At 65.6% G+C, this 13155-nt stretch carries 9 protein-coding genes and 1 pseudogene; 5 read left to right on the top strand and 5 right to left on the bottom strand.

What is annotated here, in order from left to right; translation table 11 throughout:
* Positions 1-146 precede the first annotated feature (146 nt).
* Positions 147-443 (top strand): annotated as a pseudogene (locus JWS14_RS50405) (IS110 family transposase); the annotation flags it as partial.
* Between the two features lie 121 nt (positions 444-564).
* On the opposite strand, the gene JWS14_RS38975 reads toward JWS14_RS50405, so the two are convergent.
* Complete coding sequence (locus JWS14_RS38975) at positions 565-3855, bottom strand: protein kinase domain-containing protein (RefSeq protein WP_206015559.1); 3291 nt, start codon at positions 3853-3855, stop codon at positions 565-567.
* Between the two features lie 675 nt (positions 3856-4530).
* Here JWS14_RS38975 and JWS14_RS38980 point away from each other — a divergent pair.
* From JWS14_RS38980 to JWS14_RS38990, 4 genes are all read left to right on the top strand, one after another.
* Positions 4531-4725 carry a hypothetical protein gene (locus JWS14_RS38980; protein WP_206015560.1) on the top strand — a complete coding sequence of 65 codons (195 nt, stop codon included), beginning with the start codon at positions 4531-4533 and terminating at the stop codon, positions 4723-4725.
* Between the two features lie 804 nt (positions 4726-5529).
* Positions 5530-5670, top strand: coding sequence for a hypothetical protein (locus JWS14_RS38985; RefSeq protein WP_179377708.1), 141 nt, complete (start codon positions 5530-5532; stop codon positions 5668-5670).
* Positions 5671-5837: 167 nt separating this feature from the next.
* The gene (locus tag JWS14_RS50410) at positions 5838-6119 is read left to right on the top strand and encodes a hypothetical protein (RefSeq protein ID WP_241031713.1); all 282 of its coding nucleotides are present in this window, start codon (positions 5838-5840) and stop codon (positions 6117-6119) included.
* A gap of 1353 nt (positions 6120-7472) precedes the next feature.
* Positions 7473-7784 (top strand): hypothetical protein, encoded by a 312-nt coding sequence (locus JWS14_RS38990; protein WP_206015561.1) that lies wholly within the window; start codon positions 7473-7475, stop codon positions 7782-7784.
* A 117-nt stretch (positions 7785-7901) separates the two neighbouring features.
* Here JWS14_RS38990 and JWS14_RS38995 read toward each other — a convergent pair whose 3' ends face one another.
* The 4 genes from JWS14_RS38995 to istA all read right to left on the bottom strand — a co-directional run bounded on the left by JWS14_RS38995 (position 7902) and on the right by istA (position 11937).
* Positions 7902-8192: a DUF4193 domain-containing protein gene (locus JWS14_RS38995; RefSeq protein WP_206016276.1), complete on the bottom strand. Its 291-nt coding sequence runs from the start codon at positions 8190-8192 to the stop codon at positions 7902-7904.
* Between the two features lie 309 nt (positions 8193-8501).
* On the bottom strand, positions 8502-8924 hold the full coding sequence (locus JWS14_RS39000) for a hypothetical protein (RefSeq protein WP_206015562.1): 423 nt from the start codon (positions 8922-8924) through the stop codon (positions 8502-8504).
* Positions 8925-9388: 464 nt separating this feature from the next.
* Positions 9389-10204: an ATP-binding protein gene (locus JWS14_RS39005; RefSeq protein ID WP_206015563.1), complete on the bottom strand. Its 816-nt coding sequence runs from the start codon at positions 10202-10204 to the stop codon at positions 9389-9391.
* Positions 10201-11937, bottom strand: a complete 1737-nt coding sequence (gene istA, locus JWS14_RS39010) for an IS21 family transposase (RefSeq protein ID WP_206015564.1) — start codon at positions 11935-11937, stop codon at positions 10201-10203. The genes JWS14_RS39005 and istA overlap by 4 nt, the downstream gene beginning before the upstream one ends.
* Between the last annotated feature and the right edge of the window lie 1218 nt (positions 11938-13155).

Raw genomic sequence — 13155 nt, forward strand, 5'->3', positions numbered from 1 at the left:
GGTGAGACCGTGCCCTGGCCGGTGAGGTCGCCTGTAGCGCTGATGGGGTGTCGTGCCGTGCGAGCACTGATCCATCAGGTTGTCGCCGGGTGCCATTGGGCTCGAACAGGGTTCACCCAGAAGAAGAGAACCGAAAGGGGCGATCGATGATCCTCATCGGAGACAACTGGGCGAAGACCATCACGACGTGGACCTGATGGTGAAACCGGCCGGCGGCCGGCATCCGTGAACTGCACGAACTGGTAGCCGCCCACGCCGAAGAGCCAGGGCAGGTCGTGGTCGGCATCGAAAGCGACCGCGACCTGTGGGTGCAGGCGCTGACGGCGGCCGGGTACCAGGTGTACGCGGTCAACCCCCTCGCGGTCCCTCGTCGAGTGACTCGAGACGGTCTCTCGAAGAGTCACGCGATGGCCGCCTTCGTGGTCGACGACGCGCTGGTGAGACTTGGATCCAGTTCGTGCACCATCCGCGTGATGCTGCGACGAGGAACGCTTCCGGTGCCAGCCTCGTCGTCACGGGCGCGACCTCGAGGACGGAGACCGAACCTTCCCCGTTACTACACGGTCACGCGTTCTCGGTTACGAACCATGCCGCAATCTGGGCTCGGGAGTTGAATCCGAGTTTGGTGAGGAGGTGTTCCACATGACCCTGTGCGGTCCGCGGCGATATGGTCAGTCTGGTCGCGATCTGACGATTGGTTAGCCCTTCGGCGACCAGCGCAGCGACTTCGCGTTCACGTTTGGTCAACCGGACAGACGGCTGGCCGGATTGTGACGAGTGCGGTCGTTGCGAGGATTCCACAGCCTCCCCCTCGAGCGCGTAGGTGATTGCGTCGTCCGTGCCGAACTGGCTGCCCTTGCTACGAGCCGCGCTGAAGGTGCTGGTGCCGAGTTCGCGAGAGGCGTCGGTCACACATCGATCGTGTTGCTCGTTGAGGGCGGTGAACAGCAGTGGGCTACTCCCGACGGAATGCGCGAAGTTCGCCGCGGCGCCCAAAAGTGTGGCGGATCGTTGAAACTGTCGCTTCTCGCCCGCTGTCCACGCGAGCGCCTCGAGGCACACCGCCGCGGCCAAGCGGTCGTCCACACGTCGAATCAGTACCAACGCTTCTTTCAGAAGCCTGCTCGCCCGTTCCAACTCGCCTCGGCGCATGATGGCCACGCCCATCGCCCACAGGGTGTACGACCGGTACATGATCTCGTCGTGAGCTTCCGTAATGGAAAGGGCATCGTTGAAACACGTGATCGCCTGATTCGACTCTCCGAGCAGATCGTAACCCACACCTAGCATCACGAGTATCCAAACATGTTGTGTGAGATCGTGATCGATGGGCAAGGCGGCGCGCGCCTTTTCGAGTTCGGCGCACGCGGGAGTGAGGTCGCCCTTGTAGACTCCGACCACGCCCTCGGCACGGGAGAGAAAAATGCGGACAACGGGGTTTGTTGCGTCCTCGGTCAGCGTGCGTGCCTCCTCCATTAGGGTCGACGCAGTGTCGAAGTCTCGCTGTACCGCGGCAAGCGAGCTCGCAGCGTAGAGCGCTTTGATCCTGGTGGCGGGATGCTGCCCTGTCTCGCACGCCAGTAGGCGGTCGAGCCAGTATCTGCCCTCGTTGAACAGGCTGTGGGAGAACCAGAACGCGAATAAAGATGCAGCGATATCGAGACCCTTTTCGGGGGCGTCGCCCACGGAAAACTCCATTGCCTCACGTAGGTTCGACTGCTCACGGGTCAGTTGCGTGATCCACTCGAGTTGGCGGGGGCTGATCCAATCGGCTGCCGCGCCAGCGGACAGCTGCCGACACCATTCTCGATGCTCATGGCGCAGTTGCTGAAGTTCGCCCGACGCCTGCGCCTTCTCTTTGCCGTAGACGCGTAGGATCTCGAGCATCCGGAATCGCACATCCCGGCCGACCTCTTCCCGCATCAGGATCGACTTGTCCACCAGAGAGGTAAGCGTGTCCAGGAACTCGTCGGACGAGATGTCGCGGCCGCAGATAGTCTCTGCCGCGGTGAGTTCGAAGTGACCCGCGAACACCGACAACCGGGACCACACGATTCGTTCCTGCGGTGAGCACAGCTCGTAGCTCCAGTCGATACACAATCGCATCGTTCTCTGTCTCGGCGGTCCGGCCCAGTGCCCGCGGGACAACACTTCGTAGCGATCCTTCAGCCGATCCCGAATCTGCTCGGGGGACATCGCCCGCAATCGTGCGGCCGCCAACTCGATCGGCAGGGGCAGACCGTCTAGCTGCCGGCAGATCTGCGCGACCGTGCTCGTGTTGTCTTCGGTGAGAGCGAAGGTGGGGACGGCAGCAGCGGCCCGGTCGGCGAACAGTCTTACGGCGTCGAACTGGGGAAGGCCTCCCGGTGTCGTCGGGTGGCTGTCGGTGGGGACGCTGAGTGGTGGAACGCGCAGAACGGCTTCCCCGCTGATTCCCAGTGGTTCGCGGCTGGTGGCGAGGATGTAGAGGTTGGGGCAGAAGTGCAGAAGTTGGTCGACGACTTCTGCTGTTTTCTCCAGCACTTGCTCGCAATTATCGAGCACCAAAAGAAGCTTCTGCGAGCCTAGGAACTCTTGCAGAATGTCGATGAGCGGTCGCGCCGTCTGATTGCGTAGCCCGAGTTCGGATGCGACGACGACCACGACGAGCGAGTCGTCCTCGACGGCGCCGAGCTTGACTATCCGCACACCGTCAGTGAACGCTGCCTGTACCTTCGCCGCCACACGCAGCGCCAGCCGAGTCTTGCCGACCCCACCGATACCGGTGAGGGTGACAAGCCGCGAAACCCCGAGCAGTCGTCGTGCCTGAGCGAGTTCGTGACGACGACCGACGAAGCTGGTCAACTCAAGAGGAAGATCACCCTGCGCGGACTTGCCAGCACGGGGCATGGAGTGCGATCGATGCTCTCTCGTGCCGGCGTGCGACCCGGCGGGCCCGCCTCCCGGTTCGACGCGGACCGCCATCACATCCATTGGAAATCCGTAGCGTGCCTGGATGCCCCGAAGTTCGTCACCGAACGCAGCAGCAGTGGGCTGGCGCTGGTGTGGCTCGGCAGCCATTGCACGTTCGATAACGGTGCTGACGTCATCGGGGATTCCGGCGATCCGTGGGTCGGGGACCGGGTCGGTCGTGACCCGCAGAAACTGCGCGATCATGTTCTCTCCGCTGCGACGTTCGAACGCGGCATGACCAGTGAGGGCGCAGAATACTGTGGCGCCGAGACCGTAGATGTCGGACGCCGCGCTCGGCTCGTCCCCTCGCAACACTTCAGGTGCGGTGAAGGCGGGCGATCCGGTGATTACTCGCTTGGTGGTGGTGAATCCGCCAGGTATATGTGCGATTCCGAAATCAGTCAAGGCAGGCTCGGCATAGTCGGTGAGCAGAATGTTCGCAGGTTTGACGTCACGGTGAATGATCCCGAGGTGGTGGGCGCTCTCCAATGCTCCGGCGATACGTATCCCGATCCGGAGAGCCTCGTCCAGTGGAAGTGAACCCTGACGGCCAATCCATGCTTGCAGTGAGCCCTGGGCATGGAATTGCATCACCAGGTACGGCCGCCCACTTCCCGTGGTGCCCACCTGCAGCACGTTCACGATGTTGGGGTTGCCGGTGAGTCGCCCCATCGCCCGCTGTTCCCGGAAAAACCGGGCGCGGTTCTCGTCGTCGAGCTCCGAGGTCATGACCTTCACGGCAATCGTGCGATCGAGGGAACGTTGGCGGCACCGGAACACGACACCGAACCCGCCGCGGCCGATCTCTCGAGGGTCGTCGAATCCGGCGTCTCGAAGTTCCGTAGCGACGGCGTGTACTTCGTCGCGTTGGGTCGATAAGGGATCGTACTCAGCCGGCGGCATGGCTCACTCCGTCGGCTTATCCATCACGTAACACCGGAACGTACCTGCCACCTCAATCACCTCTGTCGAGTCCTCCAAGGATATCGCGCATGATCGGAAGCCTTTGAGCGAACAATCACCGGCGTACCTGACCGGAGCGTTCGGTGGAACGCAGCTCGCGGTGATCGTCGGGGCAAACCGACAACGGGTCATCCGCGGCCACCTGCGGCGACCTGCCGCCGTGGCCGCTCGCCCGCGCTGTACGCCCTCCGTGGAACCCGCCATCGGTGAAGAACAGACCAAATGTCGGGACCGCAAGCGCACGCTCTCTTCGAGGAGGTGCTGCGACCGGCCGCAGCAAGCGTCGACCTCGACGGCAAGATCCCGCAGTCACACTTCGAGGCCTTGCGCAGCCGAGGCTTCTACGGGCTGGCCTTCGCCACCGACAGTCCGGTCACAGCCCTCTCGGATGTCGGCGAGATCCTGGTGAGCGGGTGCCTGTCGACGGCGTTTGTCTGGGCACAACCACGGCACGTTGGTACAACCCTACCGGCGCGTCCTCGAACTGATGGAACGCTCCTTCGCCCTGGCCGACCCGCTGACCCGGAAGATCACCCTCCCATTCCGCGAGACGACCTTGCCCGCGCACTTCACCCGACCCGACCACGTCGACGGCCCGGTTCCCTGCATGATCATGTGGAACGGGCCGACAGCACCAAAGAACACCAGTACCTGTCCGGTTCTGCCACGATCTCTCCGACCGCGGCATCGCGACCCGCATGGTCGACTGCCCCCTGCAGCGGCGAAGCGCTGCACGCAGGGCTGACCGCCCAGATCGAGACCGAACAGTGGGCGGCGGCGTGCGTCGCGTGGGGCGCCAACCGCGACTGAGGCAAAGTCCAACGCCGCGTCCGGAACGAAGGCGAGCGCCCTGTGCCGCACTACTGGAAGCATGTCATGTGGGTGTGGGGGCACGACGACCTCGGCGAATTTCTCGCCTACCCCGACGGGGTGAACCTCGACGGTGTGATCGAGAAGATCAGCGTTCCGATATCGATCACCCACGGTGAGAACGACCGACAGATCCCGTTCGAGTTGGATCTGCGGCGTAACGGTCCGAAGCGAACGACTTTGACTGGTGAACAATGGTGTTCGTGCACGAGTCGGAAGCCCCTGCCCGGTTCGGGTAGCGATTGTCTGTGTCATGTCCGGGCGGCGAAAGAGGCGGCGCCGAGAATGGGCATGCATAGTGGACGAAGGAGATGGGGTGAGGAGTGACTCGCTTCGCGGGTGACACGTCAGCCGAGGGTCGCCGCGTCGAAGGTGCCCACAGGGGCGGCGGCACCGGTTGATGTGTGGTTTAGCGGCCAAGCGCAGCCCTCGCCAACGATGCACATCAGGACAACCTGCACGTCGTAACGAGCAGCGCATCACTGATCTTCGTGAGCCGGAGCCTGGAAGTCCAGGGAGTGTGATTCACGCCATTGCACTATTTTCGCATCACTCAATAGCCGACCAGTGAGTGTGATCTCGAGTGGTCTTGTGCTGTGTCCAGACCCAATCCTTCGGACCCGATTTCGGGTATGGGTGTAGGTAGTTCGGCCGATGTGCAGGTGTCGACGTCGGTCCAAGGTAGCTGGTACGCCGCCGTCGACGTGGCAGCCGAGAATATCTGCACGTGAGAGAAGAGTTGTCATGGCACGAAATACCGAGAGCATGGGTGCAAGTGTGCTGAATACGTTGCGGGTCGGTGTGGTTGGCACTGTTCTGTACGCCGGTCTGATCATGGGCGTGGTTGTGGTGGCGGTGTGGAAGTTCCCGATGCCCGGCGTGTAGGCCCGCGGCGTCTGTGGTCCTGCGCCGGCGCCTGGCGTTGCAGAGTGAAACACGTGGTGGCAGTTCGGCGATAGAGCTGACAGGGGCGTGGTTCTGCCCGTGGCTCAGCGTGGCCGGCAAATCAGCGCGCGATACCCGTGACGGGCCCTGATGCTGTGGAAGGGACGATGTTGTTCGGGACGGGCGTAGCTCTCATGGTTGGTCTGCTGGTGGTGGCGCTTCTGGTGGTGCCCGTCTCGTTTGGTGTGGCGGCACGAGCGGACGCGAAGGTCCGCCGCCCTGCGGAGTCCCGGGCATCGTATCCGAATCCGGTGGGCGCGGTCGCTGTTGCGGATGTAAATGTGCGGTGTGATCGATGGCGGCAGTTGGCAACCCGAGCGTGGCTGATCTGCGGCGGCGCCTCGCTGGTCGCAGTAGCGGTCGTGGGTGTACTGATCTGTGTCGGGTGACGGTGACGGCATGTGCCGAAAGTGCGCAATTTGGCGGTTGCACCTGTCGGCGGGTCGGGCTGAACCATCGACATCGCGCCCGCCTAGGGAGTATCCCCGGAATCTGAAACCATAGAGTCTCCAATGGCATACATGCCGAAGGCCGCCAGAACTGCGGTGGACGCCCAGGTGAGCCGAAGCGGCCCGGTCGGAGCGTTGTCGGCTCCGGCCGGACCTCGCCGGGACATACAGCAGGACGGCGCCGACGGTGAGTGCCCAGACCCCGCAGGCGGCGGTCACCGCGACCACGGTGTTTTCCCGGCCGCTCGGGATGGGGCAGGTGAGGTTGCCGGCGGCGTCGACGCTGATGGTGATGGTCTGACCCCCCTTCGCGGGCGTGTCGGTGGGCACGGCGGCGACGTGATCCCCGTGGGGTGTGGTCCAGCGGGCGCGGGCGGTGTTCTCGGTGCCGACGAGTCGAATCGCATAGTCGGGGGGTGTCGGCGGCGAGGTAGGTGTCCTCGAGCAGCACTGCGGGTACGTAGTGCACGCCGGCGGCCAGTGTCTGGGCTTGTCGCTCGAGCCGGGTGTGCGTCGCGGTGCCGAACGCGGCGGCGACGGGGATCAGCAGCAGAACCGCGGCCGCGGTCAGCAGCATGAGGGTGGCCTCGACGCGGTCGCTGGCGCGCATCAGGTGGTTGCGGCTCCACGGGCGCAGCCGCCACCACCGAATCGGTGCAGTCACCGGTGCTGGTGGCGGTTCCTCCCGACGCATGGTCACCTTCCGCAGGATCACTTCCTTCGATTGTGCGACGGAGTCCGAGGCGGTGTTTCCGCACGTTGCTTCGTGAGCGTCGGGACATGTTCACCCGAGGTGTTTCAGCCGGAGTGCTCTGGCTGTCCTCCTCGACTGGCTCGTGCATGAGTTCGCGGGGCTTGCGGTGCTGGCGCTGCGTGAGCTCGTCGAGCTTGTTGCTCAGCGGCCAGCGGCCAGCGGCAGTGGAAGTCGGATTTGCCGTTTGGGTGGCGCCACTGACGCCCGGCTCCTGCGGCAGGACGGACGGCCGGCGCCAGCCCTCTCGTGCAGGTCTCGGCCCGCCGCACGGCGTCGTTGCCGTGCATGACGGTGGCCGAGTCCATCCGAGGAGCCATGTCGTGCTCGGACTGCGATTGGTGGCGGCACCTTCGCGGTCGTCGCGTCGAAGTGGGAACTGGGGCACAGGTAGCGGCCGCCGACAACACCACCGCCGACTGCTTCGGCGGTGGTGGTGTTCCCGATCGTGGATGGTGTTCGTGCAGGTCGGGTCGCGTACTGGGCCGGGCGGTGCTTATGCTCGATCCCGGGAGTTTCGCCGAGCGAAGGGGTGCATCAGCATGGCGCGAAGCAGCGGCAACGGGCCGGTCGATGGTCCGGAGTTGACGGTCGGTGTCCGGGTGCTGGTCCGCAGGAGCGCCGGGGCCGATCTCACCGGTGAGGTGGTCGAGGATTATGCGGCGGTGACCGACCCGGGCGGTGGTGGGCACGAGTGGGCGCCGGTGCATCGGTGGGCGGTCGCGCTCGACGACGGTCGGCTGGTCTTTGCCGACACCGAAGACCTGACCATCGATCCGGGCTCTTACCGCTCCGCCCCGGCCCCGGACCCGAATTCGGTGGTGCGCACACCCGGCCGACACCGGGGAGAGTGATCGGCGGCGGACCGCGCCGGCCGCGGACGCGGCCCGGTCTCAGAATTTCGGGATGCGGGCGTCCCGTGCAGTGCGGAGTCCGGAGGCACCCGAGGCGCTCGGATGTATCGATGGTCTTTAGGCGCAGTCCCGGCAGATCAACTGCTGAGCGTCGGCGAGGCGGCTGCGGTGGTGGACCAAAAAGCAACTGGTGCAGGTGAATTCGTCCGACTGCTTGGGGATGATGCGGACGGTGAATTCTTCACCGGACAGGTCGGCGCCGGGCAGTTCGAAGGACTCGGCGGTGTCGGTGTCCTCGACGTCCACGACGGGTGACTGGGTGTCTTTTCGGCTGGCGGTCAGCTGTTCGAGGGACGTGTCCGTCTCGTCGGATTCGGTGACTCGCGGTGCGTCGTAGTCGGTGGCCATGACTGTGTACCTCATGCTCTGGGTGTTCGGATCCGCCAGGTTAGAGGGTCCGGCGCCGCGACACACATCCGGGGTTACGGGTGCCATGGCCGCTCGCCGTCACCGATCAGGCCGCTTCACCGGTCTCGCCGGTGCGACGAGGCGATCGGCAGGAGCTGTCCTTCGGATCGGCGTCGACAGAAAAGTCGTGTCCACCGACCAGGGAAGTTGGTCCGGTCACCGAATCCCCCGGAGGGCTGTCGGCTCAGTTCGCGGTCGCCCACGATTCTGTGTTGCCCTCGGATACTCGTGTGCCGATAACCTGTGGCACTACTTCCGATTGTGTGGTGGGGTGTCGTGCCATGCGCGGAGGAGGTCGGTGCAGAGGGTTGCCTTGACGTTGCGTAGGTGCCCCAGGTCCGATGGTCGCGGGGTCATCGCGGTTTGGAGTAGGTGGAGGAACCTGTTGCGTTGTACGCCGAATGTGACGAATAAGTCCTCGGCGTCGGCTCCGCCGTAGGGTGCCCATTCGATGGCGAAGGCAACGAGCGCCCGGTCCGCGGGGCTGATGGAGTGCACGCTGGCGAGTAGGTCGCAGACACGCAGGGATTGCCGTAGCCAGTCGAGCTCGGGAGAGCCGGTGGGAACGCCGATGCGGGCGGCGCGCCGCCGACGGGCGCCGCGGTTGCCGATCCGGGTGCGCTCGGGGTGAGCCCGGCACGGGACGCCGGCTTCTGCAGCGGATGGCGTCAAGGTTGCCGGTGACGTCCTCGGCGGTGGGGCGGGGTTTTCGAGCATGGATGCCTCTGGCGGGTGAAGAACTGATCGGGTTCTTTCATAGTTCGCGATCACCCACGGATCCGGACCGGCCATCCGGCGGGGTGGGGTGCCTGTTTTGGTGCCCGCGCGCAGGTCGGGGGATCGGCTCGGTAGGTGCCCACTCGGGTCCGCTGGCACCGCCGCGGGTCTGTCGGGATTTGGGCGTCGTTGTCGCGGCGCTGAGTGTGGTCCGGGGATCCGCCGGTTGCCTTCCAGTCGCGCCCGTGAACGATGTGCTCGAGTTCAACGCGCAGCTCCTGCGTGAGTATCGGGTCGTAGTCGCTGAGATTTGTTGTGAAGTAGAGCTATTCGCTATCGTCCGTAGTCGGTCGGTGAGTGTCGCTTGCCAGGGTGATGGGACCACCTCGTTGCCACGAGCATGGGACCACCCGAAGGTGTCATCGAGCATCGACCTCGCCTTCTGAACTGTCAACCACGCCATGCCCCAGACGGGTGCGTTGCCGGTAGGACGGGCCCTCGATGACGAGGGTGTGTGCCGAGGAGGTGAGCCGGTCGATCGCCGACTGCGCGAGCAGGGCATCGGTGGTCATCGACAGCCACTCATCAGGGGCCCTGTTCGAGGAGACGATCGTCGGCTTGCGGCGGTGGCGCTCCACGACCAACTCGTAGAAGTCGTTGGTCTCGGTCGCGTCCAGGGGCCGCAACGCAAAATCATCGAGGACCAGCAGATCGACGGTGGCGATGCGCCGCATCTCCGCCTCGACCGAGTTGTCGAGCCGGGCGGCGCGCAGCCGGGCGAACAGTTTGTCGGCGCGGGCGCAGAGCACCGTCATCCGGCGCCGGATCGCGACGTGCCCGAGGGCGGTCGCCAGGTGCGTCTTGCCGACCCCGACCGGTCCCAGAACCAGGACCGAGTGGCCGGCCTCGGCGAACCGCAGTGAGACCAGATCCGAGAGCAGGGATCGGTCGTAGCGGAGGTCGTCGAGGGCGTTCCAGGTGTCGATCCGCATCGACTGATCCAGACCGGCCTTCGCCGACCGCAAAGTGGCCGAGCGTGATTCCCGCCGGGATACCTCGTCGGCGAGGAGCAGCTCCAGGAATGCGACGTGGCTGAGCTGGTGCTGGCGGGCCAGGGCGAGTCGCTCGGGCAGGGTGTCCTTGAGGGCGCCGAGTTTGAGTGTTTTGAGAAGGGCGATCAGGTCGGCGCCGATCGGATCGACCGGGCCGGAAATGGGTGCGGGCGGGGTGGTCATCGTGGCTCCTTCGTGTCGGTGTTGCCGCCGGCGATCACCGTCAGATGCCCGGTCCTCTCGGTGGCGACGCCGGTCCCGGCAGTGGCAGGGGTGGTCCTCTCGGTGGCGGAGGTGGTCCCAGAGGTGGCAGGGGTGGTCCCAGAGGTGGAAGGGGTGGTCCCAGAGGTGGCGAACTCGGCGGGGTCGCGGGTGAAGCGGGACGGGGCCGCCGACCCGGCGGCCGGCAGCAGCGGTGCGGTGGTCTCGGTGGCGCGTTCGAGCATCGAGGCGATCTTGCTCACCGACACCACATCCAGATCCAGTGCCGTGCTGCACGCCGCTTCGACCGGGCCGGGCCCGTAGCGGCGGACCAACCCGAGCAGCCGGTAGACCGCCCGCATCCGGATCCAGGGCAGCGGATCGTCGAGCAGTCGTTCGGCGTAGATGCCGACGCAGCGGCCGTGCCCGGCGCAGGTGCCGATCAGCCGGTCCAGATCCCGCATCGCGTATCCGACCTTCTCGGTGGGCAGATCCTCCGGGTCGGTGCTGCGCCCACCGGCGGGCTGGCGCGGGTGCACCTTCACCAGGGTTCCGCGGGCGTAGAACTTCACCAGCGCACTGTCCGCCCGCACCTCGAGGGTGGACCCGATCCACTGTCCCGGTATCGAATACAACGCCTTGGCCACCTCGGCATGAAAGTCGCGGTGCACCTTGACCTGTTTGAAGATCGGCACGTCGTAAACCGGCGGAACCGGCAGCACCATCGGCGCCTCGTCCTCGTCGAACACCTCGAGCGGGCGGGCGGCGGTGGTGCCGTGCGTCCGCATCCCGGCGGTGTCACGGCACCACGCCTCGGCGTGGCGTTGCGCCTCCGCTAGATCCGCGAATTCCTCACCGGCCCAGTAGTTCCCGCGCACATATTGAACTGCGCGCTCGACCCTAGGTTTGTCCTTCGGGGACCGGATCCGGGCCGGGTCCGTGACGAACCCGGCGTGCTGGGCGTAGTCCAGCCAGCCCTGCGACAGCCGCGGATTGACCGCGTCCGCCTCGGTCACCACCGGCTTGAGGTTGTCCGGGATGAGGACCTTGAAGACACCGCCGAAGAAGGTCCACGCCGCCTCGCAGCCGGCGATCACCGCCGCCAGGGTCTGCGAGTAGGTCAGCCACACGAACATGTGCCGCGAGTACACGGCGGTGAAGATCAGTGCGTGCACCTTGCGGCGCCGCCCGGTCTCCGGGTCGGTCAGATAGCCCAGGTAGCCGAAGTCGATCTGGCATTCGCTGCCGGGATCGCCGTCGACGATCCGGACGGTGGTGTCCCTGCGGCCGAAACCGCACCGCTCGGTGGCGAATCGGTGCAACGTCCGATACGGCACCACGCAGCCCTGGCGGGCCAGCAGCGTTTCGATCTTGGTGATCGTCAGCGGTGGATGGTTCCCGTCGCCGGCGACCCACGCGGTGATCTGGTCCTCGAACCCCAGCAGCCGGTCCCATGCGGGCCCGTGTCCGCTCGGGCGGGCCGGGCGCACCGCCTCGATCACCGTCCCGATCAGCCCGTCGTCGAGGGCCCAGGCGCCGTCGCTGCGCTGCAGGCCCGCGGCCTGCGCGGCCTCGATGTACCGCCGCGCGGTCTTGCGGTCCACCCCGCAGTGCGCGGCGATCGTGCGCAGCCCCGGTGGCCGGGACCCGGGCACCCCGAGCCAGACCCGGAGCACTTCCTTGACTTCGTTCACGTTGACCTCCCGAAAAGCCATGCCCGTCCGCCTTCGTGACCGGGGATACCGACACGACGATCAAACGAGTCATCCGGCGGGACTTCGGCGCGACGCGCCGGGTGGTCCCATGACTGGCAATCCGAGTGGTCCCATGAGGGTGGCAGAAATCAGGTCAGACCGGTCCCATGCTCATGGCAGGCGACAGTGAGCATTTCCGCTTTGACTTTGCTCCTCCGGAAGACCGGTGAGCAGTGTGCGCGACATCCCTGGGGTCAGGTGGGTGAACCATCCTTCGTGGTTTGTGCGCACGCACTTTCCGGGTGGTCGCTCGCACCGACGGATCATTCACAGAGACAAGGGCGACAGCCGCTCGTCGAGGTCGGTACGCATTGATGTCGGTGCCGTGTGTCGGAGGGCGTTGACGTTGGTGCGGTTCGGGTGGGGGAGAGGATGGCGCTGTGGTCGGCGATGATGCGGGCGACGAGGTCGCGGCCGGGGCCGTGGTCGAGGGGCCGGGGTGTGGTGGTGGGGTGGACGGTCAGGTCGGGGTGGGGTGTGATCGCGGGGTCGGTGGTGAGGACCCAAGGCGAGGGTGTCGTCGTTGCGCCGGGGCCGGCAGGCGAGTCCGTCGAGGTCGAGGTCGGGGTCGGCGGCGCGGATGGCGTGGGCCCACCGGCGGGTGGTGTACAAAATTGCCGGGCTTCGCATTTGGTGAGCCAGAGGTCTTGTCCGACCGCGGCCGGGTGCGGGCCGTTGAGTGCGGCTGTGGTGACGGTGAGGGCGGTCGCAATACAGGAGCCACGACCTATCCGAGAATTCGATCAGCTGCCGGTACTTTCCGGCAATGATGCAGCATTGCCGCTTCTTCGGATCGACGCCCCGAGGCGCTAATCAGGAACTCCTTGGCTCCGCGACCGGTGCGGTGGTTCTGCGTCGGGGGATTGGGTGGTTGCCCCTCCAGCGTCTCCTTAGGCGTTGATTGCGTATGCAATCCTCAACTGGCTCGGCAGATGCCGGTGCACCGAGTGTGTGCCGAATCTCCGCCAGTCACTGGGGGTTTGACTGGCGGAGACGGCATCGGCAACCTGCACTCAGTGTGTACCGGTGCGAGGGAAATGGTAGGCCCACCCGACCGCGTATCGCAGAAATGTGAGCTACGCCACACGCATATTTCTGCCGGCGCGTCCCCGGCGGGACGCAAGGGATCTGGTCGGGTGGTGTTCGCCCGGTGCATCGACGACCCGGAGGCCGGGCACA

Source organism: Rhodococcus koreensis (assembly GCF_017068375.1).
GTDB lineage: Bacteria > Actinomycetota > Actinomycetes > Mycobacteriales > Mycobacteriaceae > Rhodococcus_F > Rhodococcus_F koreensis.